General features: G+C 42.1%; 17 protein-coding genes and 2 pseudogenes. 11 read left to right on the top strand and 8 right to left on the bottom strand.

Annotation, left to right across the window (positions count from 1 at the left end; translation table 11 throughout):
- Nucleotides 1-258: 258 nt before the first annotated feature.
- The 5 genes and pseudogenes from ACYRY3_RS23495 to ACYRY3_RS23475 all read left to right on the top strand — a co-directional run bounded on the left by ACYRY3_RS23495 (nucleotide 259) and on the right by ACYRY3_RS23475 (nucleotide 5,885).
- Nucleotides 259-1,434: a GNAT family N-acetyltransferase gene (locus ACYRY3_RS23495; RefSeq protein ID WP_460204052.1), complete on the top strand. Its 1,176-nt coding sequence runs from the start codon at nucleotides 259-261 to the stop codon at nucleotides 1,432-1,434.
- A gap of 366 nt (nucleotides 1,435-1,800) precedes the next feature.
- Nucleotides 1,801-2,280: pseudogene (locus ACYRY3_RS23490) on the top strand (EamA family transporter); the annotation flags it as partial.
- A 355-nt stretch (nucleotides 2,281-2,635) separates the two neighbouring features.
- Entirely contained in the window at nucleotides 2,636-4,315 is a 1,680-nt protein-coding gene (locus ACYRY3_RS23485; RefSeq protein WP_460204051.1) for an alpha/beta hydrolase, read from the top strand.
- 513 nt (nucleotides 4,316-4,828) lie between these two features.
- Nucleotides 4,829-5,719 (top strand): tRNA pseudouridine(55) synthase TruB, encoded by an 891-nt coding sequence (gene truB / locus ACYRY3_RS23480; RefSeq protein WP_460204050.1) that lies wholly within the window; start codon nucleotides 4,829-4,831, stop codon nucleotides 5,717-5,719.
- Complete coding sequence (locus tag ACYRY3_RS23475; RefSeq protein WP_460204049.1) at nucleotides 5,703-5,885, top strand: hypothetical protein; 183 nt, start codon at nucleotides 5,703-5,705, stop codon at nucleotides 5,883-5,885. The genes truB and ACYRY3_RS23475 overlap by 17 nt, the downstream gene beginning before the upstream one ends.
- Nucleotides 5,886-6,476: 591 nt before the next feature.
- On the opposite strand, the gene ACYRY3_RS23470 is transcribed toward ACYRY3_RS23475, so the two are convergent.
- Nucleotides 6,477-7,241: a CHAT domain-containing protein gene (locus ACYRY3_RS23470; protein ID WP_460204048.1), complete on the bottom strand. Its 765-nt coding sequence runs from the start codon at nucleotides 7,239-7,241 to the stop codon at nucleotides 6,477-6,479.
- A 413-nt stretch (nucleotides 7,242-7,654) separates the two neighbouring features.
- Here ACYRY3_RS23470 and ACYRY3_RS23465 point away from each other — a divergent pair, with 413 nt between their 5' ends.
- Complete coding sequence (locus ACYRY3_RS23465) at nucleotides 7,655-9,268, top strand: hypothetical protein (protein ID WP_460204047.1); 1,614 nt, start codon at nucleotides 7,655-7,657, stop codon at nucleotides 9,266-9,268.
- A gap of 72 nt (nucleotides 9,269-9,340) precedes the next feature.
- On the opposite strand, the gene ACYRY3_RS23460 is transcribed toward ACYRY3_RS23465, so the two are convergent.
- Together ACYRY3_RS23460 and ACYRY3_RS23455 are read right to left on the bottom strand one after the other, a co-directional pair.
- Nucleotides 9,341-9,661, bottom strand: coding sequence for a hypothetical protein (locus ACYRY3_RS23460; protein WP_460204046.1), 321 nt, complete (start codon nucleotides 9,659-9,661; stop codon nucleotides 9,341-9,343).
- Between the two features lie 4 nt (nucleotides 9,662-9,665).
- Nucleotides 9,666-10,211 carry a hypothetical protein gene (locus ACYRY3_RS23455; RefSeq protein WP_460204045.1) on the bottom strand — a complete coding sequence of 182 codons (546 nt, stop codon included), beginning with the start codon at nucleotides 10,209-10,211 and terminating at the stop codon, nucleotides 9,666-9,668.
- Between the two features lie 428 nt (nucleotides 10,212-10,639).
- Between ACYRY3_RS23455 and ACYRY3_RS23450 the strand changes: the two genes are divergently transcribed.
- A complete protein-coding gene (locus ACYRY3_RS23450) occupies nucleotides 10,640-11,308 on the top strand; it encodes an esterase/lipase family protein (protein ID WP_460204044.1) in 669 nt (222 codons plus the stop codon).
- On the opposite strand, the gene ACYRY3_RS23445 is transcribed toward ACYRY3_RS23450, so the two are convergent.
- Nucleotides 11,238-11,669: a VOC family protein gene (locus tag ACYRY3_RS23445; RefSeq protein WP_460204043.1), complete on the bottom strand. Its 432-nt coding sequence runs from the start codon at nucleotides 11,667-11,669 to the stop codon at nucleotides 11,238-11,240. The two genes, ACYRY3_RS23450 and ACYRY3_RS23445, sit on opposite strands and share 71 nt — an antisense overlap.
- Before the next feature lie 267 nt (nucleotides 11,670-11,936).
- Here ACYRY3_RS23445 and ACYRY3_RS23440 point away from each other — a divergent pair, with 267 nt between their 5' ends.
- Nucleotides 11,937-13,862 (top strand): cadherin-like domain-containing protein, encoded by a 1,926-nt coding sequence (locus ACYRY3_RS23440; protein WP_460204042.1) that lies wholly within the window; start codon nucleotides 11,937-11,939, stop codon nucleotides 13,860-13,862.
- Nucleotides 13,863-14,215: 353 nt separating this feature from the next.
- Nucleotides 14,216-16,279 carry a choice-of-anchor Y domain-containing protein gene (locus tag ACYRY3_RS23435; RefSeq protein ID WP_460204041.1) on the top strand — a complete coding sequence of 688 codons (2,064 nt, stop codon included), beginning with the start codon at nucleotides 14,216-14,218 and terminating at the stop codon, nucleotides 16,277-16,279.
- Between the two features lie 551 nt (nucleotides 16,280-16,830).
- On the opposite strand, the gene ACYRY3_RS23430 is transcribed toward ACYRY3_RS23435, so the two are convergent.
- The 3 genes from ACYRY3_RS23430 to ACYRY3_RS23420 form a co-directional block, all read right to left on the bottom strand.
- On the bottom strand, nucleotides 16,831-19,551 hold the full coding sequence (locus ACYRY3_RS23430) for a type I secretion system permease/ATPase (protein WP_460204040.1): 2,721 nt from the start codon (nucleotides 19,549-19,551) through the stop codon (nucleotides 16,831-16,833).
- The gene (locus ACYRY3_RS23425; RefSeq protein ID WP_460204039.1) at nucleotides 19,500-20,258 is read right to left on the bottom strand and encodes a peptidylprolyl isomerase; all 759 of its coding nucleotides are present in this window, start codon (nucleotides 20,256-20,258) and stop codon (nucleotides 19,500-19,502) included. Before ACYRY3_RS23425 ends, ACYRY3_RS23430 begins: the two co-directional genes overlap by 52 nt.
- A 176-nt stretch (nucleotides 20,259-20,434) precedes the next feature.
- A complete protein-coding gene (locus tag ACYRY3_RS23420; RefSeq protein WP_460204038.1) occupies nucleotides 20,435-21,226 on the bottom strand; it encodes a TIGR00297 family protein in 792 nt (263 codons plus the stop codon).
- 454 nt (nucleotides 21,227-21,680) lie between these two features.
- Here ACYRY3_RS23420 and ACYRY3_RS23415 point away from each other — a divergent pair, with 454 nt between their 5' ends.
- Nucleotides 21,681-23,453: a S8 family serine peptidase gene (locus ACYRY3_RS23415; protein WP_460204037.1), complete on the top strand. Its 1,773-nt coding sequence runs from the start codon at nucleotides 21,681-21,683 to the stop codon at nucleotides 23,451-23,453.
- A gap of 84 nt (nucleotides 23,454-23,537) precedes the next feature.
- On the opposite strand, the pseudogene ACYRY3_RS23410 reads toward ACYRY3_RS23415, so the two are convergent.
- Nucleotides 23,538-24,398, bottom strand: a pseudogene (locus tag ACYRY3_RS23410) (excinuclease ABC subunit UvrA); the annotation flags it as partial.
- 160 nt (nucleotides 24,399-24,558) lie between these two features.
- Here ACYRY3_RS23410 and ACYRY3_RS23405 point away from each other — a divergent pair.
- Nucleotides 24,559-25,296, top strand: a complete 738-nt coding sequence (locus ACYRY3_RS23405) for a Uma2 family endonuclease (protein WP_460204036.1) — start codon at nucleotides 24,559-24,561, stop codon at nucleotides 25,294-25,296.
- Nucleotides 25,297-25,301: the final 5 nt, after the last annotated feature.

The raw sequence follows: 25,301 nt of genomic DNA, 5'->3' as shown, positions 1-25,301 counted from the left end.
AGTTCAAAAAGCTCCTAAATCTAAACACTATGTAAAAACCCTTAAGACTTCTTTATGAAGTTATAATGTATTCTCCGTATTCTCCCATCTGTGTGGCACGGATTAGTAAAGCTTCCTTAAGGCAATCTCATCAAGTATGCCTCTATCCATGTTTGTGTTTTTATCTCACTCTTTCGGATGAATCTATAGGGTGAAGCGTTAACGCGATCGCTTCTTGTAGTATGCTTGTAGTTTGGATTTGCTAGATGGTGTATACTCATGATGGCAAAATTTGAGTACAGCAAAGTTACAAGTCAGGAGGACGCTCAAAAACTAGGTGATATCATTGCCCAGTGTTTTATAAGTCCTCGGGAAAACACCAGTTTTTACTTTGACCGTATTGGCTTAGAGAACTTCCGCCTGATTCGTCGCAATCACCACATTGCTGGTGGGCTTGCTGCTATCCCCATGAGTCAATGGTGGGGAGGTTCTCGCGTACCTATCATAGGACTGGCTGCTGTGGGTATTGCACCTGAACATCGCGGCGATGGGTCTGCGATCGCACTACTACAGCATACCCTAAAAGAACTCCATGCCAACGGAGTTCCCATTTCTGTCCTTTATCCTGCAACTCAGCGTCTTTATCGAAAAGCGGGGTATGAACAGGGGGGTACTTATTGTATTTGGGAAATTCCTACCCAGAGTATTCAAGTCAAAGAACAACCGCTTCCCGTATTATCAGTTTCACCGGATAGTGAAGCATTTGGTACACTTTATCAACAGAAGGCAAAACTCAACAACGGGCACTTAGACAGACATCCAGCCATTTGGCAGCAGCTCGTAAAACCTGAGGAACAAGAAGCTATTTACGCATATATTATCGGTTCGACAGAGCGACCCCAAGGCTACATCATCTTTAGCCAGCACCAAAACCAAGATGGTTCTTTCATAAGAGCCAGAGATTGGGCAATTCTCACACCCGCAGCAGGACAAAGTTTTTGGAGCTTGCTTGCCAATCACCGCTCTCAAATCAAATATATACGGTGGAGAGGAGCTGCGATCGACTCCCTCACCCTACCCTTACCAGAGCAAACAGCCAAGCAAAAGTCCTCCATGCTTTGGATGTTACGCATAGTAGATGTCGTTAAGGCGCTAGAAAAGCGGGGTTACTCAAGTGCAACTCAAGCAGAACTGCACCTCGAAATTAAAGATGATTTGATTCCAGAAAACAATGGTAAATTTGTTCTGTCTGTTGCCAACGGACGCGGTGAAGTGACAAGTGGCGGGAAAGGCGAGATGAAGCTAAACATCAGAGGATTAGCGCCCCTCTACACTGGCTTGTTTACATCCTATCAATTGCAACAAGCAGGACAATTGGATGCTACAGAAACAGCCTTGTTGTCTGCAACTCAAATCTTTGCCGGTGCATCCCCTTGGATGGCTGATTTCTTTTAATATTTTGTCCTTTGTCAATAGTCATTTGTCCTTTGATTAAGCTAAAGCAACCGCACAGAAGGTGTACATCCATATAATTCCCTGGAAGAGCTAATTATTTTCTACAGGGATTTGCTTTATCTACCTATTGTTTATTTGTGATGCGATCGCGCCACACAGACAAGGAGTACACGCGATCGCATATCGCTGAATGTTTTGAGTGCTCAGTCTATTGATGGTTTGGCGTTACCTTCGGTGTTTGCTGTTCAGTTGGTAGTTTTTGCTTAAGATTCAAACACTCTCGTGCATCTGGGGAAAATAGAGCGAGAGGTAAAAACAGTGCATTTGTAATACTTGATGTAGTATGCGGAGTTAGATTACTACCTCTTAACTAAAATGCATACTACCTCTGGTCGCTGGCGTTTGGGGCTAGCATTATCACTGTTGACGGTTTTCTTATGGGGAATTTTACCTGTTGCCTTAGCCCAAAAACAGTTGTTACAATCTTTATCTTCTCCTAGCATCATGCTGATTATTTACGGAGGATGTGCTTTATTATTCACTCCATTTGCTAACACAAAAACAATTTTTACACTCAATTTTTGGCATTTTGCTATTCTCCTGTTTTGTGCCCTCAATACTCTTATTGCTTATGGTGCTTTTGCTGAATCTCTAGAACATTGGGAAGCATCAAGAGTCAGTGCGGTATTGGCTTTGGCTCCCATTGTGACTTTAATAGCAGTTTGGGTTGTATCAGTCATAACACCAAAATCGATCGCTACAGAACATTTGACCTTTATAGGAATAGTAGGAGCAGTTTTAGTGGTATTAGGTTCGGTTACAATAGCTCTAGGAAAATCCCGATAAATAGCCATCAGTTATCAGTTATCTGGGGAGAAAAATGAAAATTGATAACTGGTAACTAAATAGGAATTATGTTATTTTTTATTTATTAAAAGGCATGGTTAGCGAACGCTATCCTACTGGTTTGTTGAAAGGTGGGTGTTTTTACCTACCTTTATTACTTTTTGTCGTGTGTCCTTTGTCCTTTGTGCTTAACAAATGACTCTTGACAATTGACTAAGTAAGGGTTCAATGCCTTGCACCCCTACCTATGTACTTCATTTACCTGAACAATGCTGTATTTACTTCCAGGGTGACCGCGTAACTACCACTGCATCACGCCTCGTCAAACACCATCTCCTTGCACAGTTAAAAAACAATGAACAACCTATTGGGTCATTGGACTAGCGCCCTGAGAAGAAATTCACTACCGCTGGTTCTGTCAGTTTTGCTACCAACACTTGGGTTAGGTAATTCTGCCTTTGGTGCTGAGCGAATTTATGGGTCTTATTCAGCTTTTGAGCGATCGGTGTCCGTCAAAGCATTAGAAGAGTACGCTAAAAAAGGTGTCATCGATCGAGACTTGGAAGTTTATACAAAGTATCTAAAAAAAGAACAACTCCAGCAGTTGCAGCGAGTTTTACTTAGTCGTATAAAAGTCAGTCATGTCGCCATTTCCCAATTTCTCTACACTTCACAAGGAGAATTTTTACTTTACCGTTTGGGAGAAATCATTAGAACTGAATCCCGACAACCAAAAGCAGGGCTGCACGCATTACGTTCGGCGTTGATTCTGGCGGCGGCTGAACCAGAAGGCTTAACTTTATTAAACATACTGCGTAAATATCCCAGTCCCACTATGCATATCAATTTGGGACGTACCTTGGCAATGGCAGCAGAGTTGGAAAAATTGGTCAATGAAACCAATCGCGCAGTCGCGGCTGTCAAGCAAAAATCAAATATAGAGGCTGCTAGCACAAGACCCTCTTTTGACATCTCTGTTGGACAAGATTTCAGACGAAAAGGACCCTATGGATGGCAAAAACAAACACTAAAGTTTTTCGACGCGGTTCGCAATCGATTCTTACTAACTGATGTTTACCTTCCTAAGAATCAAAGTCGGGTTCCTGTTATCGTTGTTTCTCACGGTTTGGGTTCAGACAGTAGTAACTTTGAATATTTAGCCACTCACCTTGCTTCTCACGGTTTTGCTGTTGCGGTTCCCATTCATCCCGGTAGTGATACCAAGCAATTGCGATCGCTTCTCAATGGTAGAACAAGTGAAGTTGCACAACCGGATGAATTTAGAAACCGACCTCTGGATGTGAAATACGTATTAGACCAACTTGAAGAACGCAACAGATTTGATTCACGTTACAAAGGGCGACTGAATTTGCAACAAGTTGGAGTTTTTGGTCACTCCTTTGGCGGCTACACAGCTTTAGCCTTGGCGGGTGCAAAGATTAACTTTGAGCAACTGGCAAAAGACTGTCAGGAAAATGCGTTGAAGGATACATGGAATTTATCTCTACTGCTTCAATGTCATGCACTTGAGTTGCGTGGTCCGAATCCGGAGGAGTATGATTTTCGAGACCCAAGAGTCAAAGCAGTCATCGCGGTTAATCCAATTACCAGCAGTGTTTTTGGAGAAGCGGGGTTAAGCCAAGTTCAAACTCCAGTTATGATTGCCGCTAGCAGTGATGATACGATCGCTCCTGCTTTATACGAACAAATACGACCTTTCTCCTGGATTGAAAATTCACAAAAGTATCTAGCAGTCATTTCACGCGCCACCCACTTTTCGGCTATTGGAGAAGGAAGCGGCAGTACAAATCAAGTTGCATTACCATCAGAAATTGTAGGGGAAGATCCCAGCCAAGCACGACGTTACTTGAATGTTTTGAGTTTGCCTTTCTTTGCCACTTATGTTGCAGGAATGCCAAAATATGAAGCGTACCTCAATGCTGCCTATGCCAAAGTGATATCCAATCAATCTGTTAGTTTGAGTTTTATTCAGTCTTTGACAACGAATGAATTAGCACGAAGTTTTAAGAAGTAAAAAGTTACTCCCTTCCGAACAAAAGATTACCATTAGGTGTAGGGTGGGCACCGCCCACCAACATCAAACGCCCTATCCGAACAAAAGTAGGGTGGGCACCGCCCACCAACATCGAACGCGCTATCTGAACAAAAGTAGGGTGGGCACCACCCACCAACATCAAACGAGTTGAAATTAAACAAAAGGAGTATCCACCCGTCCCGACCAAATCTTAGGCGATCGCATTTGTTCAATTGATTTACTTCCGAATTCAATCCACTCTCTTGTATCCCATAATTCTTGATAGCTAAAACGAAGATGTCATATTAGCTAACCTCTCTATTTCCAGGTTTTTATATTTAGATGTGCATTTAACCTCTACCTCTGTGACAGAAGCACGTTTGGCAAATGCCATCACAAAAATTACTCAACGAGCTTTGGCATCCAAAAAGCCAAGTTGTATTGAAAAAGAGACGAGTCATGAGTTATACTAAATAATCTTAAATATCTTCATTCCTTACTCCTCACTTTCTAGTGCAAGGCTTCCTCAATCTCAACAAACCATTTGGCTGGACTTCTCACGACTGTGTGGCGAAGACACGAAAACTTTTGCGTCTTAAACGGGTAGGACACGCTGGAACTCTAGATCCAGCAGCAACAGGAGTGTTACCTATCGCGTTGGGCAAAGCAACTCGGTTATTGCAATATCTTCCAGGGGAAAAAGCTTACAAAGCGACAATTCGGTTGGGGGTACGTACCACAACTGATGACTTGCAGGGAGAAATCATGGCTTCACAACCTTGTGTGGGGTTAAGTTTGGAGACAGTGAAAATTGCACTGCAACAATTTGTGGGTAAAATTGAACAGCTACCACCGATTTACAGTGCTATTCAAGTTCAAGGAAAACGCCTGTACGATTTGGCACGCAAGGGAGAGAATGTTGAGGTGCCAGCGCGAATAGTGGAGATTTTCTCTTTGGAAATTTTAGACTGGCGAGAAGGAGAGTTTCCAGAATTGGATGTGGCAATTCATTGTGGTGCTGGTACCTATATTCGGTCTATAGCCCGCGATTTAGGTACTGCTTTACAAACAGGTGGAACTCTCGCTGCTTTAGTACGTACCGAAAGTAGTGGGTTTGATTTGGAGGATAGCCTTACCCTAAGTGATTTAGAAGCACAATTGCAAAGTGGGGCTTTTCAACCCATGCGCCCTGATGCACCATTGCAGCATCTCGCTTCTGTTACTTTACAAGCAATTACCGCCCAAAAATGGTGCCAAGGTCAGCGCATTCCTGTCACTTTCGAGCTTTCGGGATTTTTACGGGTTTATCACGAAGATGAACGGTTTTTGGGTATTGGTCAATTGCTGGATTTAGACAACGAACGGTTGCTTATCCCGGAAATGGTGTTTGAGACCTATTTCTAAGTCTAACCGTTGCGCTACGCGAAGTGGTTGTGCCTTTTTAAGGCAAGTTGACAGCCAACCTAAAAAAAATAGTATTGACCAAGCTGACCGAGGCGAACTTTTGGATGGCGAAGAAGTGATAGCACGCCTACTCGCCCGTCATCAGGCTGCTTTGGGTAACAGTTGATAATGAGCCGTTACACCATTACCCCCTTAGCCGCCAAGGATCTTGATGAAATTTATGACTACATTGACCAAAATTAGTTCCCCAGAACGCAGATAGGGAAAAATGTTTGAGGGGAATTGCGGAATGATGGAATTTGATGTTGTAGTTCCTGATAGATAAATAAAACCGAGGTCAAGTAAGACCTCAAATAACTTTTAATTTATTAACTTAAACCTTCCTATACTAATCCAGACCGCACTGCTTAAGAAGTGGTACGGTCTTATAATTTGTGGTTATAAATGTTGCAGAGTGCGATAGCTTCGCTCCTGCCCGGAGGGCAGATCGCTTCGGCGCAAGCTGTACCCAGCTTATTGTCTGTCACGTTGTACTCCATCTCCATTGCTCCTTCCGTGCGGAGCGCACAATATAGAAGGCGAGCGATTTATATGATATCGAGTGGAGTAACTGCATAAGTTAACTCTATTTTCACCGATAAATATATGAAACCTCCTCTTAAGCAATATAAACCATTAGGTAAAACTACCCTGGATGTAAAAGCATTCACGGGTTTTTATTTTAGTATGAAGATCTCTATGAGCGAACAGCTCGCGTTTATATCCACTTGTTGTACACACACTGCCCAAAATCTAAATGTGCCCATATATGCCTAGCACCACCTTCTACAATACCTTGTGTAACTAACTCGTCATAGATTTGACGACACTGGCGATCTGCTGCTTCTTGCCCCATTTCTGACAATGTTCTTCCCACGCTATAAAAGGGGTGCTCGTAATATTGCCACTTTGCTTGTACATGAGGTCTAATTTTCAGTTGTGGAGTTTGGGATTCTGGAATCCCTTCTAAGCCTACTGAAGTACAGCCCATCTCAAAGCACTCCTTGTATGTTCTTCCTGCACCCAATGCGTCATAAAATCCCAGAGCAAATTTAATGGCTGCTGTATCTCCAATTGCTTCATTCATTCCAATCACATAGTTAATATACTGATGTATTTCTTCTGCTTGAACTTCTGAGTAGCAAGCGTTTAGTAAAACACACTCAATTGTTTTCTGAAAAAACTTAAATAACCTTGCCAGAGATTCCGTACTGACTAACTTTGCTTCTCCGAGACTGTTTTCCAAGACCAACCCACCCATCCCAGAGCCATGACCGCAGAAGTGAACAATATTGGGTTTGTAATCTAATAATGCATGGCGCAAGTCATCCACTCGAACTGCCCACTTAGTTGCTATTTCAAATTCCGAACGATTTTGAGAGCGTTTGATTGCATCTTCAATTTCTCGCACCTCTAGATCTAATCGCACCCTAGCTGCATCTTGTGGGTTAGCCGATAATATTAAGATTTTTTTTCTACTCATCTGCGTCTCCAACTATGTCTCCAACTATTATTCCCGTTTATTCCAAAACCTTATAGTAAGGTATGGGGTGTTGCACGGGTATAAAGAGATCCTCGCACGCTTGGTAAGTATACGAATTTCCTAACAGAACTGGGTTAGGAGTGGAAGTTCCTAAAAACCTATCATCCAAATGATAGGGCGCTAACTTTCTTAACCGTTATAGAGCTTCCACAGTGCTACCAGCCACAATTGCCCCACCACAATCGCTATAGAGTCATTGAGTACGAAGCGATCGCATTACTAGTACAAGTCGGCGTAAATAAGGCAACCATTGTAAATTGCTCCAAAGCTTACAGTGTAAGCCTTTTAATTTCATTGACAACACTTACGAGCAAAAAGTACAAAATAACATCCAATTGATTACTCACAACATTGTGAATAACAATGAGGAATTAAACCAGTACTTAGACCAGCGCGTACAGCACAGTGTCACCAACAACACGGAAATTAACAACGCGATTGTTAACCTCGTTGCCAACAGTACTGAAATCAACAACAAGATTCAGAACCTCCGCAACGAGTGGAATCAGACCTTCATCAATCTCGCTACACAGCACGTTGATGAACTCATCGGTACAATAGGCGGCAGAGAGACATTCAGCAGAGCAATTATCCAGAATATTGTCAATAACAACTCTGAAATCAATCAGTATGTCAGCCAGCAAATTGACAATACCTATGAGGAAAAAGTCCGGAATTACATCAAACTTATTACTCAGAACATTGTCAACAACAATGAGGAATTAAACCAGTACATTGACCAGCGCTTACAGCACGCTGTTACCAATAACACTGAAATCAACAACGAGATTGTCAACGTCGTTACCAACAGCACTGAAATCAACAACAAGATTCAGAACCTCCGCAATGAGTGGAATCAGACCTTCATCAATCTTGCTACACAGCATGTCGATGAACTGATTAACGTCATAGGCGGCAAAGAGACATTCAACAGAGTTATTACTCAGAACATTGTCAATAATGCTGAAATCAATCAGTACGTCAGCCAGCAAATTGACAACACTTACGAGCAAAAAGTACAAAATAACATCCAATTGATTACTCACAACATTGTGAATAACAATGAGGAACTCAACCAGTACTTTGACCAACGCTTGCAGCAAACTGTTATCAACAACACTGCAATTAATAACGAGATCGTGAACCTCGTTAGCAACAGCACTGAAATTAACAACAAGATTCAGAACCTCCGCAATGAGTGGAATCAGGCATTCATCACTCTGGCTACACAGCACGTTGATGAATTAATCAATGTGATAGGCGGTAGAGACATATTCAATAGACTCATTACTCAGAAGATTGTCAACAACAATACTGACATTAACCACTACGTCAGCCAGCAAATCGACAACACCTACGAGCAAAAGATACGCAATTACATTCAAGTCATTACCCAAAACATTGTCAACAACAATGAGGGATTGAACCAGTACTTCGACCAACGCTTGCAGCAAACTGTCATCAACAACACTGCAATTAACAACGACATTGTGAACTTGGTTGTCAACAGCTCTGAAATTAACAACAAGATTAATAATGTCTACAGAGATATTGACATCAAGATTGACAACATCCGTAACGAGTGGAATCAAACATTCATCTCCCTCGTGAGACAGTATGTTGATGAACTAATCAACATCATCGGCGACAGAGACTCCTTCAACGTCCGGATTGCGAATTCCATCAACGTCAAGGTAGACGAACTTGTCAACCAAATCTTGCGAACCAAGAATGAATTGACACTAATCATGAACAATGCTGACAGACAGCTCTATGAGTGGACACTTGGCGAAGTCATCGCAATCAAAGGTTGCTTAACCGACCGTCAGGCTCTTGTCGAACAGTTAATCACCTTCAGCACTGAACTTAGAACTAAGCTCGATTGTACCCCTTGCGTGGACATCAAAACCATCAAGCCATTCAAACCCCTCTCACCCGTTCAACCACAGCAATTACCAGGAAGCTAGTACAACAAGGATGAAGTATGAAGGCTAAAGGATGAAAGTAACATACATTCTTGTCTGAGCTTTGGGAATCAATTAATTGACAGCTACACAACCCGGTTTCGTCAGAAGCTGGGTTTTCTTCATTGTTAATCTTTGTAGGGTGGGCATTGCCCACCAGTTAATCTTTGTAGGGTATGCATTGCCCACCACTGAACTAACGTGCAGCATAGTTGTAAGGGCTCTCAACCGTTCGCCCCTACGATCCCTTATTTCTGTCCACTTACTTAACCGAACAACTAAAAAACCCGGTTTCTGGCAGATACCGGGTTTTCTGAATATTATTTGCGATCGCAAAATTAGCTTAAACCGCAAAAAGCCCCAAATTCTACCTACGGGTTGGTGTAGGTAATTCACTCCACTACTTAGAGGTCTTCACCTGACGTGCCATATCTAAGAAAGGATTCATGTTCGCGCCGGGACGACGACGACCATTGGCATTGTTAGGGACGGAAAGATACTTTGGTGCAAAAGTTGTGTCGGCTGGTTGTTGTTGTATTGCTTTTTTGGCTGCTTCAGCTTTTGCTGGTGAAACTGGTTCCGGTTTAACACCATTCGCCGTTTGTACTAACTCAACTTTAGCTGGTTTTGGTTCAGCAGGTGCTGCCGCACTTCTAGTTCCGTTTTGTGTTTCTGTGCCCGCAGGTTCGCTGGCTTTCTTCCCATTCGATGTCGCTGTTTTAGTAGCTTGCTTGATTGTCGATGTGGCTGTTTCAGTTGCTTCCTTAGTTTTCGTTGCTACTGATTGCGCTACTTCCTTCGTCTTCGATGCTGCTTGTTTTGCTACATCCTGTGCTACTTCAGCAGCTTCATCTAGTTCCAAATAGTAGCCACCTTTCTTACCACCGAAAAGCCCGATGAAAAAGTTCAGAATTCCCGCAATTAAATTTTTGATAAAGCCGAACATTACAATCTCTCCTGCCTCTTATACCTGGTTTCTGACCGCAACACTTAAAAAATTACGGAATATTGTTACGTTTTATCAAGATATACATCATTAACCTAGTTGTGTGTATAACCAATCTGGATAACAGCCTTCCGGAGGCTTATTTCTCACCAAGGTGGTTGTAGACAGTACAGGGCTAATGCTTTTAACTCTTGCTTTCAGGCACTCGTAACCTGTATACAGTCAGATTCAATTATTAAATTTTTCTGTAACTAGGAGCAACATTTTGAGAGTGCGCTTAACAAAACTTAACTATTACTTATAAAAATTACGTGTTTGAGTTAGAGAAACCGTATGACTCAATCCAGTGAGAGGAGTGTCATAGCTTTTTGTCAACCGCCAATGGTTGTTGATTAAATTAGAAAAAATAATTATACAAAACTGTGCAAATGAACGGTGTAAAAAAACAAAAGAATCCCGTGCTACTGATACACGGAATTTTTGATACGGGTCGAGTTTTCGATAGAACCATCTCCTTCCTACAACAGAAGGGTTTGACCGTACACGACCTAGATTTGGTGCCAAATACCGGTCGAATTGGTCTTGATAGTTTGGCACAGCAAGTTGCTGATTATATTGAGAAAACCTTTGAACCGCAACAAGCCATAGATTTAGTCGGCTTTAGCATGGGAGGTATTGTCAGTCGTTATTACGTCCAGCGGCTTGGGGGAATAAACCGCGTACAGCGGTTTATCACCATCTCCTCACCACACCACGGTACGTGGATAGCTTTTTGCAACCAAGGTGTTGGATGCATTCAAATGCGTCCTGATAGTCCTTTCTTACAGGATTTGAACCGGGATGTTGCAATGCTTGAACAGCTGGATTTTACTTCTATATGGACGCCATACGATCTGATGATTGTCCCTGCAAATAGTTCGGAAATGCCTGTAGGTCGAAATGTGATGGTGCCTGTTTTAACCCACGCTTGGATGCTGACAGATTCTAGAAGTTTAACAGCGATCGCAAAAGCATTAACGACCCCAGTTAAATCCGGTCACCAATTTGAGTATATTCAGGATTCCCAAAAATTGCCTCAGGGTAGCGGTAATACTTAAACTCCATTAAGTTATAAAAAGGATCTTCTAAAAAGAAAGTGCGATGCTCCAAGGGAGAACCGACAAAGCGATGTTTTGGTTCCTCTCGAAAAAGTAGTTGTCGTTGTTGCGCTCTTGCTAGTAAATCTTCCCAATCTCCTAATGAAGTAAAGATTATCCCAAAATGTCGTGGGTATATACCGCGCTGGGATGTCAAAGGGTCTTTTGTGACATGGGCTACCAGTTGATGACCGTAGAGATTGAGAATTAGGGCGTGGTGGTTTTCCCGTCCGGGGATACAACCCAAACCATCTACATAATACGCTTTTGCTTCGGTGATATTTGTGACGGGAAAGGCAAGATGAAATAAAGTTTGGTTCATAGTTTCGCTTTTGCTGGCATTTTTACGTAATTTTATTGTATTAATCGTTTTTCATATTTTGTATCAAAAATAACTTACAAACTCAATATATTCTTAAGCATTTAATTTTTTATTTCATATAAATTCATACCTTAACCTTGTGGATTATCCAGAACAGGGTATATACCTGAGTAAGAAAAAATACAAGCAAACTTGACCTTATAACTGTGCTTGCCAAGGAACAGAAACGGTGAAGTGCGACTTATCCATATACTCAGGTTATAACTAATGCCCGCTAACTTATTTAATGCCAACTACTATAGCTCTGTTAACCCCGATTTAAAAGCAGCAGGTCTTACTACACAAGAACAATTATTTTCACACTTTCAAAACTTTGGTCTCAATGAAGAACGTGCATTTTCACCGCTTGTCAATCTCAACTTTTACCGTGCTAGCAACATTGACTTAGCAAATTTTTCCAACCAGCAGTTGTTTGACCATTTACAAAGTTTTGGTATTTCTGAAGGACGGCAGTTCTCCCTGTTTTTCGACCTGAACTTTTATCGTACTGGTAATCCTGACCTAGGTAGCTTCAATAACCAGCAGTTGTTCGATCATTTACAAAGTTTTGGTATCTCTGAAGGACGGCAGTTCTCTAAGTTTTTTGACCTAAACTTTTATCGTGCTAGTAATCCTGACCTGACTAGCTTTAATAACCAGCAGTTGTTTGACCATTTACAAAGCTTTGGTATTTCTGAAGGACGGCAGTTCTCTAAGTTTTTTGACCTAAACTTTTATCGTGCTAGTAATCCTGACCTGGCTAACTTTAATAACCAGCAGTTGTTTGACCATTTACAAAGCTTTGGTATTTCTGAAGGACGGCAGTTCTCCCTGTTTTTTGGCCTGAACTTTTATCGTGATAGTAATCCTGACATAGGTAGCTTTAATAACCAGCAGTTGTTTAACCATTTACAAAACTTTGGTATTTCTGAAGGACGGCAGTTCTCCCTGTTTTTTGACCTGAATTTTTACCGAGAGAGCAACAAAGACTTGGCAGGTATGGACAATGACCAACTGCTAAAACATTTGCAAAACTACGGTTTAAGTGAAAATCGCAAATATTCTCAGTTTTTCGATGCTGATTACTACTTGAAGAATAACACTAACTTAATGGAAGCAGGTTTTAAGGGTAGGCAGTTGTTAGAACACTTTCAACTCTTTGGTTTGGATGAGGGACGCCAATTCAACATCGCCTTCAATCTCAACGACTATCGGAATGTTAATACTGACTTAAAAACAGCAAATCTCAGTAACAAGCAACTTTTAGAGCACTTCCAACTCTACGGTCTGTCAGAGGGAAAGGTATCTTCATCTAATTTCAATATCAAAGTTTACTTAGCCAACAATTCTGACTTAATGGCGGCTGGGTATAACAACCAACAGACATATTTGCACTTCCTTACTTATGGACTTAACGAAGGACGGCCCGGTAGTGATTATGCCGGAAATACTTTGACAAAGGCTCGTAATGTCTCTGTTGGTATGCAACAAATCAGTTTCACTGATTGGCTGGGAAACACTGATACCAACGACTTTTACACATTGGATTTGGTTGGTATCAATGACTTAACTGTCACTTTGAACGCCTTTTCAGACCTTAACATACAACTGATTCAAGATATTAATAATAATGGTGTAGTGGAGCTTGAGGAGGCGATCGCCAGTTCCACGAATACAAGTTTACCTTTAAAAGAAATAAAGCTGAATAATTTGGCAAGTGGCACTTATTTTGTGCAAGTCTCTTCAGAAACAGAACTAAACAGCCACTATGACGTTCAGTTTTTTGCTGCATCTAGACCCATGGTAGAGCCTATGGAGCTAACACTAGAGGAAAACACAGAGGCAATTATTTCTAGTAACCTGCTACAAGGGATTGATTTTGATAGCAATCCAAATCAACTGACTTACACCTTAAAAAGCTTACCGACTAATGGAACTTTAAAATTAAACAACGTTCCCCTGACTGTTAACCAAACTTTAACTCAGGATGATATCGACAACAACCGTTTCAGCTACGAACATCATGGTAGTGAAACGCCTACTGACAGTTTTAGCTTTATCCTACAAGATGAAAGTGAGAGTGTTCCCGATCTTAAAACCTTCACCATCATCATTACCCCAGCCAACGATGTACCGATTGAAAGCGTTAATTAAGAAAGAACAGTACGCTTAGGTGTTAGTGGAACTAACACTTACAGTCTCAACGAGCTAACTAACGTCGATGGTACGCTGTACTTTACCTTATCCTATTTGAATTCGGCATGGGAATCATTGCGTAAAAAGAGCGATCGCACAGTTAACAGGAAATAAATCAAAGTAAGTGTTTATATTTAAATTTATTGGTCAACACGTAACTAAAATCAGCACATTTACTATTCTCATTTCTCAGCCAGAACAAATAAACAAGTAGCATAGAATACCCTTTCCTTGGCTCCTATTCTGTGTTTTCATATTAACTGGGGATGGACTAGGAGCCGATTAATCGACTTATTACAAGGAATTAGTCTATGTCCATCTACTTCGATGCTAATTACTACCGTTCAGCTAACAAAGATTTAGCAAATTTTACAGAAGAGCAATTACGTTCCCACTTTCAAACTTTTGGTCTTAATGAAGGACGGGCATTCTCACCCCTAGTCGATCTCAACTTCTACCGTTCTAGCAATAGCGACTTAGGAGGGATGAACAATCAACAACTATTTGACCATTTGCAAAACAATGGTGTTGCTGAAGGACGTCGCTTTTCCCAATTTGTCGATCTTTCCTTTTACCGAGAGATGAACAAAGACCTCGCAGCCATGAACAACGTTCAACTGCTAGAACACCTGCAAAACTACGGTTTCAATGAAAATCGTCAATATTCCCAATTTTTTAATCCTGATTACTACCTGACAAACAATCCTGACTTGATGCAAGGTGGATTCAACGGCAAGCAGTTATTAGAACACTTTCAATTTTTTGGTTTGACAGAGGGGCGAAAATTCAATATTGCCTTAGATGTCAATTACTACCGCAGTGTCAATAGTGACTTACAAGCAGCTGGTTTGAGCAACAAGCAACTGTTAGAACACTTCCAATTGTTTGGATTGACACAGGGGCGACCATCTTCTGAGGCATTCAATGCCAAAGTTTACCTGGCGAATAATTCTGACTTGGTTGCTGGTGGTTTCAACAATCAACAGGCTTACATGCACTTCCTAGTGAACGGACAGAAAGAAGGGCGTCCTGGTAGCGATTATGCCGGGAATTCTCTAGACTCTGCTCGTATTGTTCCCCAAACCACAGGCACCTTCACCTATACTGACTTTGTTGGTCTGGGCGACACTAAGGACTACTATCGCCTTAACTTAACCAGCCTTACCAACGCAACTGTAGAATTGGGTAATTTAACTGCTAATGTCGATTTTAAGGTAACAGATGCTTTAGGTTCGGTCATTGCAACTTCATCGAATTCCAGTACAAACAAGGTTGGTGGTACTCTAGAAGCTGGTATTTACTATATAGAAGTTTCTTCAGTGGGTGATAGTAGCGCCCAATACAATATAACACTGACTGCTGCATCGCCATTAACTACGGCTGAAGATATTGGTACACTCGGCAATACTTCTACTGTTAAAATTGACTCTGTAGATCCCACAACATTTCATAAATTTTATAAATTCAAACTTAACAATGAACTGACTACCAACGCGATGTTGGGCGACTTGACAGCTAACGCTGATATGCAAGTCATTTGGGATGCCAATAAAAATGGTCTTGTTGATAGTAACGATGGTATTTACTCATCGATAAAATCGGACACAATCTCAGAGCAACTCAAAGGTTTATTGCCTGCAGGTGATAACTACTACATTCGGGTGATACCAGACGCGACTAAAGCAGATTACAAGCTGACTCTATCCACTGCTTTACCATCAGTAGTTAATTATTACGATAGTTCATCAGATCGTTCACCAGGCGAAAAATTTTTAGTATTTCAATCTTTTGGTGGTAGTACAGAAACTGTTGTGGGTGACCAAAGTAACATAACAACTAATTTAGTCACCACCACTTCAGGGATAGCTGGTTATGGCAAATATGACACTGCTGTGAAACTCGATCGCAATACTGGCTATACACTCCGCTTCCAAATCCAGCTAAAGAGTGAGAGCCATTTTGGAGATAATAACGGCGACAAGCTGGATGACAATGCTGGTTTTAACATTATTGCTTTAAGTAGCGATAATAAAGGAATTGAAATCGGTTTTTGGAATAATGAAATTTGGGCGAAAGAATTTGACAGTACTTCTTCTGGTGGCGCTAAGATAATTCACCACGATGACGTTGAACGAGCCATGTTTGATACAACTGTCTTAAGTAATTACCAATTAACAATTCTGGGCGATAGTTACCACCTATTTGCTAACAATTCTCTTGTACTTAAGGGAGATTTGCGAGACTACTCAACAATGGGTGGAAATTATAGTTTACAAAACCACTTATTCTTGGGTGACAGCAGTAGTTCAGCACAAGCAGATGTCAACATAAAATCCATCTTGTTGACAACGGCAACAATGGAACAAACGACGTAATGATTTGAATCGTAGGTTGGGTTAAGCGACAGCGAAACCCAACAAACAACCAATTGTGTTAGGTGATTTACAAATTGTGTTGGATGATTTACAAATTGTCAGTAGACCGAAAAGTTTTTTAGAAGTCTTGCCACATCCGCATTTTAGCAAGACGCTCCCATATTGGGAAAGCACGTTCTAATCAACATTTCAGCCAATCTCACTACCTTGAAAAGGCGATCGCTATTAAGCGAATGCTCTTTGCCTGCAAGAGTGGCGAGAGCTGAAACCCTGATTTTTACGTTAGTTTCCGAAAGTTTGCGATCTACTGATTGTGTTGGGTTTCGTTCCTCAAACGCCACTTGCTTGAATGGGGGGAACCCCCACAACGCAGTGGCTCCCCAACCTACTCTCTTGATTTACAGTTACGTGTAAAGTCTCTACGTTTGTATCCATATTTCGCATCTTCAACTGTCATACTTAAAGCATAATCCATGTGTAAAGACGCGCCATGGCGCGTCTCTACATGAGGCAATGATAAGGTTTTTGGTCTTATCATGAACCGAATTAAACTATATATTCGCTTGTTGCCTTTGATACAGCGACCAGTACAAACCCTTTTGCTGCAACAGTTCCGAGTGAGTACCGCGTTCAGCAAGCACACCCTTTTCCAACACCAAAATCAAATCGGCACGCTTGAGGGGGGCAAAACGGTGAGCAATCAGGAACACGGTGCGGTTAGCGGAGATTGCTTGCAGGTTTTGCAGCACCTGCTGTTCGGTTTCGCTATCCAATGCACTGGTTGCTTCATCTAAAATTAGAATTGGTGCTTGCGAGAGAAATAATCGCGCTAAAGCAATACGCTGACGTTGTCCCCCAGATAAAGCAGTACCTCGTTCTCCAACGTTGGTATCGTAGCCGTGAGGTAATTCACTGATAAAGTCATGAGCAGCAGCCAGTCGGGCAGCTTCTACAACTTGTTCTGCGCTAATATCCGGATTACCTAATGTGATGTTCTCTAAGATAGAACCATTAAATAAAAAGTCTTCTTGAAGCACAACACCAATTTGTTGGCGCAGTGAGGCTAAATCAGCACTTTTTATATCAAAACCGTCTATTAAGATACGTCCTGATTCATTTTGGTAAAGACGTTGCAAAAGTTTAGAAAGAGTGCTTTTTCCAGAACCACTGCGCCCGACAATACCGACAAATTGTCCTGGTTGTACGTTGAAGGAGATTCCTCTCAAAACGGGTTCAGTGTTTGGTCGGTAACGGAAGAAAACTTGGTCGAAGGAAACTTGTCCTTTGAGGGGGGGTAAAACTAAACCTGTTCCGGCTTCAGCTTCTGGGGCGACGTTAAGAATATCGCCAATGCGGTCTACGGACAGTAATACTTGTTGTAAATTTTGCCATAACTGTACGAGTCGCAGAAGCGGTGCTGTGACTCTGCCGGAAAGCATTTGGAAAGCAACAAGTTGACCGATAGTCAACTGCTGGTCAATAACTAACTTAGCTCCAAACCAAAGAATAAGTAAGCTGGAAAAATTGGTCAGGAAATCACCTATGTTGCTGCTGATGTTAGAGGTGGTAGAAGCTTTGAAACCTGTACGGATGAAGCGAGCAAACAAGCCTTCCCAACGAGTACGTGCTGCTGGTTCTGCCGCATGGGCTTTTACGGAGTGAATTCCTGTTATTGTCTCTACAAGGAATGATTGACTGTCAGCACTGCGATTAAAAGTTTCGTTCAACCAGTTGCGAAGAATAGGTGTTGCTATCAGTGTCAGCGTCGCAAATAAGGGGAGAACTGCCAATGCCACAAATGTTAGTGGGATGTTGTAGTAGAACATCAATCCCAAGTAAACCACGGCAAAGATGCTATCCAACACCACAGTTAACGCCGTACCCGTGAGAAACTGGCGGATTTGTTCCAATTCTTGGACTCTAGCTACCGTGTCACCTACCCGTCGTGACTCAAAATAAGCTAAAGGCAACCGCATTAGGTGGCGAAATAGCTGTGCGGATAAGCTTAAGTCCAGCCGGCGGGCAGTATGGGTAAAAATAAATAGCCTCAGGATACCAAGTAACGCCTCAAAGACCGATACTAGCAGAAGTGCGATCGCCATCACATCAAGAGTTGGCAAACTCTCCTGTACCATCACCTTATCTATCACAACTTGTGTAATCAGCGGTGTTGCCAATCCTAAAAGCTGTAATGTGAAAGATGCTAGCAGTACCTCTCCCAATAATCCCCGGTACTTCCATATAGCAGGTGTAAACCAACTCAGGTTAAACTTTTCTTGCTTTTGAAGAAGTTCTACTTGCCACAGCTGCCCGTCCCAAGTTTCTTCAACCATAGATCTTGGCAGGCTTTCACAAGTTTGCTCGGAATTGAGGGGATTGGCGATAATTAAGCGATTGCCCTTAACTGCATACGCCACAATCCATTGGGGAGTAGATCCAGAATCTGCATTCCACTGTAGTAAGGCGGGGAATGATAACTGTCGCAACTCATCCCAATTCACTTGTAACCGCCGCAGCACAAAGCCTAATTTTTCTGCTGCTTCTACAAGATTTCTTGGGCGCTGTCCCCGAAGTTGTCGCTGTACCCATTCCAATTGCACGGCGTTGTCTAGATGTTGCGCCACCATTGTTAAACAAGCTGCACCTGTATTCCAACTGGAAACAAAGGGGTAAGTTGATACAGGGGGGGACGGCACAGATGGGACGGAGACGGCAACATCTGAAGACACGGGGAGGCGAGGAGGCAAGGAGGCGGGGACATTTTCCCTCTGTGTGTCTCCTCCCGTGTGTGTCTCCGCTTCTGTGTGTCTCTTCCTCTGTGTGTCTTCTTCCCCACCTTGCCAAAATGCCTCTAGCTGGGGTGTGGAAATTTCTGCCCAAACTGTTGTGTTCCAGCGTACTACGACCACTTCTTTACTAGCAGCTACAGCTTTGCAGTCAAAAGAAAACTTTTGGAGGTCGCCAAACCAGTCTCCTCCCTCTAGGGTTGCCAAAGGCTGACTGACTCCTTCTTGCCGCAAGCGTACTTTACCGGAAACAACCAAAAACTGAAAATTTCCAGTTTCTGGTGACCAAATTTTTTCTCCTAGTTTGTAGCGCAGGGTTTCTGATAACTCTTGTAATCGGCTTTTTTGTTCGGGAGTTAACCAGCATAGCGGTGGTTGATTCCAAGGTAGAGAAGCTAGCACTTGATTTTGCGAAGATTCATTACCTATAAGTTTTAATTCACCTGGAGTTTTACCGTTAATTTTTGAATTTTCTCTGCTAGCCATTTCTCAAATAACTCATTTTGTAGTGCTTGCTTTAGTTGAGTATCTTCTAACGACGCTGGCAGAAATTGTTCTAAACGAAACAATCCATAGCGTTGTTCTAGTTCTATCGGTCCTACTACTTGTCCGGCACTTGCTACATCAATTGCTGCCCGGAGTATATCTGGCATTGTTCCACGGCTAACAGGTCCCATCATCCCGTTAACAATTTTGTCCTCTGCAAGAGAGTACTCTTTAGCTAATTGCTCAAAGCTTGCTCCTTCTTCAATTTGGATTTGTAGTTCTTCAGCTAATTCTCGGTTGTCAACAATGATTCGAGACAGGACAACTCTATCCAGAAATACTTTCCGCTCAATGAAGAATTCTTGTAGCTTTGGTTCTGTGACAACAGCTTTCAGTTTTTCTAATTTAAACCCAAAAGCTACTGACTTATGAAAAGTATCATATTCCGTACCATTCTTCTGCAGCCACTCTTGAAAACTTTTGGGTTCAGTTAGCTGATTTTTTATCCGAAAATCAATAATTGCCTGTTCTGTTAAAGCGGGGCTGATTGCTATATCTTCTCTGATTTCCAGTTCTTGTTCAATAATATATTGGCGAAGAATATCTCCTATGAATTGTCCTAATTTTCCAGAAGCTTGTAAATATTTTACTGCTTCTCTTATAGAAATTGGTTTGTCGTCTACGCTCAGAAATGATAGAGATTCCATAAACTTAATGGTAGAAAAAGTACACAAAATATACAGCTATCGATAAATTAATACTGAAGTTTAGCTGACACTTTGGGTAAATATAATATGGCAATTTTATGCAGTCTTAAGCTAAAGCGGCAACTAAACTTCAAAAAAATCACGGTGAATAGTTAAAATTCTCTAAAGAAAACAAATTAAGCAATTGTACTTGCCCATATCCAAGCAAATAAAATTGCGGCGATCGCACCTATTAATGTGTTAAGAATATTCACCAATTCGTTCGTTAGCCAACTAAACCGAGATTGCAGTGTTGCACCAATCACACTTTCTAAATTAGTCGCAATGAACGCCGCCAGCACACACCACACTACACCTAATAAATCTATCAAACCTACTCCCCAACCAAGGAGTGCCTGTGCCAGCGACGCAACTGCACCAGCTAAAGTTCCCTCCACACTAACTGCTCCTTCAGTCCCTCGCGGCACTGACTGGAAAGTAGTAATCAGAAAAGTACTTTTTCCATAAGCTTTACCTACTTCGCTGGCACTAGTGTCAGACAGCTTAGTACTAAAACTAGCCACGTAGCCCAGAAGCAAGAGGGATAAGAAGGGGGAGGAGAGGGGAACCGAGGGAACCAATCCCGATTGAATAAGACCCACGCCTACAGCACACAATGCTCCAGTTAAAGCGGAACCCCAAACATTTTCCGGTCCTCTAGCACCAGAACGTTTTTCTGCTATTCCTTCTGCTTCCTTTTGAGCCATACCCACACGGGTAACAAAAGAACCAACGAAAAAGTAGAACATAACTACTACATATCCCTGCCAACTTAGTGTTCCCCAAATAAGAACACCAAGTAACCAAGCGTGGAAATAACCTGCTTTTGTGAGTAGCTTTTTCGGAGCAATCCAAGCCACACCAAGCAACAGAGTGTTCAATCCCACTCCAACCAGCCAAGGATTTACAGAATTTAGTAAAGAGCTCATCAACGCCTAACTTTTCCCTAGTATTTTTACCAAAGTACCAATAGGATATCTAATTTAGTGCATTGAGGATTGCTTGCCACAACTCCTAATTCTAAGCAGTTGCTTCCTGTCTGGAAACCCCCTTTTGGATTTCTCTGCCGCTTCTAGCCCGGAACTCCCCCTGCAGTGCGGTTGCGCCACAACACACTGTTATATTAAGCGTGTTATATATAGTTAGTAAATTGACATAACAATTTAAAAGTTTATTTTTAAGTACATACGTTTATCAGTAAAAAATTGTACATGAACGTTGTTTTTGTGAAAAAGTCTTATTCCAACTCATGATATGTTTTAATCTACTTTGAAGATTAAGTAAATTTTTCATTTTATTTTGATAAATTTATACATGGATATATTTTTTTTTCGTAAAAGAAAGATTGTGATGTAAATATATCCCTCCCGTGTAGCGTAAAATATGACCGTGAATTCATCTCAAGCTTCTCTAGAGACCGCTCATAACTTAAACGTATTAGGTAATCACTTACGCATCAGCGATACAATAGATACTACTAGCCCAGACTTATACAGATTTATTTTGTCAGGTCATAGCAGCTTTAAACTCGACCAAGACGATCTCAGTGGTAATGCAGATGTAAAGTTGATTCAAGATAAAAACCGTAATTTTGAGATTGAAGAGGGCGAAGTTGTAAATGTCTTACAAATCGATGGTGTGAGCCGTGAATTAATTAATACCACGCTAGAAGCAGGGGAGTATTACCTCCAAATTTATCCCGGTATAGATAGTGAAGTAGAATACACGCTGATGCTCTCAGTAACATCAGCATCTGACAGTGCCGTATCTGTAATTCCTACTACTGCCAACACACCATTAAATCCTAATTCTGTTACTAACAGCCAACCAACGCCCACTTCTCCATTACCCCAAACCTCAAGCAATGGTACATATACTCTCTCAGGAGACCTGCGGGCAAACACCTTTACCTATCAACCCGGTTATAGGCGTACAGTGTTTCTTGGTAACGGTAATGTTGACTATGGAACTGGAAAACGAGACTTAATGGATTTGTCAAACATTAATTTCAGTACAGTTACTTTCAACTATGCCGATACCAAAAACGGGGGTGTGCTTTACAGCCTGGGGGGCAATAATAGTACTCAACTATTTGATGCTATAAAGTTAAGCGACAATAGTGAAATTCTGTTTACGGGCATTGAAACAATTCAATTCAAGGACAAGACGGTAGATTTATCAGTAGTACCCAATGACCCTCTCTTTAAAAACCAATCGAATCTACATATGATGGGCGTTCATAATGCATGGCGTTTTACTCAGGGTTCTGACAATGTCGTTATTGGGATTGAAGATACAGGCTTGGCAATTGATGCCGGTGGCAAAGTTCATCCCGACATGCGATCTACCATCTACTTTGGAAACAATTATATAGATGAATTAACTGTTCCCCAAGATCGCGCTCATGGTACTGAAGTTCAAGGGGTGATTGCTGCTGCTAGCAATAATGGCATCGGTATGAGTGGCATTAACTGGTCTTCTCCAGTGATTCATGTCGATGTTATGGGTACAAATGACCTTGGAGATTACAGCTTGGTTGACGCTACACAAGCAATCATTAATCAGGCAAAAGGCAAAAAAGTCGTTATCAACCTCAGCTTGACTGCTGCTTCCACACCTGAATTTGAGACCCTCGTTTCTCAAAACAAAGATAATGTTTTATTCGTGATTGCATCTGGTAATAGCGGCCAAAGCAGCGTTGAAGCGCCTGCGAATTTAGCCCAAACGCACAAAAACGTTATGGCAGTCGGTGCTTCTTGGACAAGTAAAGATTATTATGGCAATCTCAAAGAACCCGGACAACGTATTACATACGGAAATTGGTGGAGTTCAAGCTATGGAGCGGGTTTGACATTAATGGCACCATCAGAAATCATTAGCACTAATGTTTCTAACCTCAAGTCATCTTCTCAATTTAAATTTGATTACGAACAGTATTTCAATGGAACTTCGGCTTCAGTACCGAATGTAACCGGAATTGCTTCATTAGTATGGAGTGTAAATAACAATCTCACTGCCGGTGATATCAAGAATATTCTGTCTGATACGGCTTATAGTTTGAGTCACCTCGGTTCCACAATAGAATACGGTTCTGGTTTAGTAAATGCTGATGCTGCTGTACGAAGAGCGATCGCTCTTGCTAGAGGTGCAGCATAATCAAAAAGCGGTTTTTCACAGCACTTCTCAACTGTGTCCAATACCCCGATTTTAGGAGCGCGGCGATCGCCAGTAATACCGCGTAGGTTGGGTTGAGGAACGAAACCAGACTAATTCTTGTTCTTGGTCTTTTGGGTTTGGTTGTTGCTCATCATTGTTAACGGATGACGAAGGACTAATGAGAATAACCGCAATCCCGTTTGATTGACGCAAACAGGTGGAAAGGGAATCGAAAAGGCGCTCTTGCAAACCTGGTTTTTTTACAAGTCTGTCAATAACAACTTCTATGGTGTGGCTGACATTTTTATCTAATTCTATAGCGTCAGATAGTTCTCGTACTTCGCCATCTACTCGGACGCGGACAAATCCTTGGGAAGCAAGACTTGATAAGAGTTTGCTGTGTGTTCCTTTTTTGCCCCTAACTACGGGGGCAAGAATTTGAAAGCGGGTGCGATCTGGTAGTTCCATAATGCGATCGCACATCTCATCTATGGTTTGGGGGGCAATACTGCGATCGCATATGGGACAATGGGGTTCACCTGCCCGTCCAAATAACAGTCGCAGATAGTCGTAAATTTCTGTTACCGTGCCCACTGTGGAACGGGGGTTATGAGATGTTGACTTTTGGTCAATGGAAATAGCTGGGCTCAATCCCTCTATCGCTTCAACATCAGGTTTATCCACCTGTCCCAAGAATTGCCGAGCATAGGCGCTGAGGGATTCCACATAGCGGCGCTGTCCCTCTGCAAAAATTGTGTCGAATGCTAGGGAAGATTTACCAGAACCAGATACGCCAGTGAAGACAATCAGGCGATCGCGAGGTAGTTCCAGATCGATATTTTTGAGGTTATGCTGTCTGGCACCGCGAATACGGATTGTGTTTTGGCTGGGGTTTGTGTGAGGAAGGTGCCCATTTAAGGATGCAGATAACTGGGTTTTTGACATATCGACAGGCTGAGAGCAACTGGCAGGCGCGAAACAGTTCTTAATACTATCATTGTCACCGATCTCATGATAGAACAGAAGTACTGCTTAGGTGGTGATTCTACCCCTTTAATTAAAATTAAGCTAAGTGTATCAATGGCGTTGATGAGGCACTTTGACCATGCTAGCTAGTGCAGCCACTTACGAAATTACCTGGGAAAAGTTACCTGATGATTTTGTTTTAGATGACGCTCCTGTGGATAACATTAATCAACCTCTGTTAGCTGCGGCTTTAACGGAAAGTTTAGAAGCGAACGGAAGATTGCCCGCTAACGCTCTAACTATAACCAACTACGGCATCTGTGCCACTGTAAATAATCGAATTGTAGTTAAAGCGCCTGATTGGGGATTTGTCCCTTCTATTAAGGTATCGCGAGAGGAGATCGAGCGCAGTTATACCCCACAACTCCAAGGAGATTTTCCTATGATTGTGATGGAATTCCTTTCGGATACCGAAGGTGGTGAGTACTCAAGCAAACCCACTTATCCACCCGGTAAATGGTTTTATTACGAGCAAGTTTTAAAAGTTCCTCACTATGCTATTTTTCAACCGGATACGGGAGAACTGGAACTATATCGCCTGGATGATACGGGGCGTTATCAGTTGCGATCGCCAGAAGTAGCGCTGGGTTCCGCGCCATCGCCAGATGAAAATAACCGTTACTGGATTGCGGAGATGAGCCTGTTTTTAGGGATATGGCAGGGAAGCCGTGAAAACCGCACTGGGCATTGGTTGCGTTGGTGGAATGAACAAGGAGAACTCTTGCTATGGGGTTCGGAGTTGGCACAGCAAGAACGCCAACGGGCGGAGCGATTGGCAGCACAATTGCGTGCATTAGGGATAGAACCAGAAGCTTGAGATGT

The sequence above is a fragment of the Scytonema sp. NUACC21 genome (genome assembly GCF_054684315.1).
This window is presented reverse-complemented; position numbering and strand designations above follow the sequence as displayed.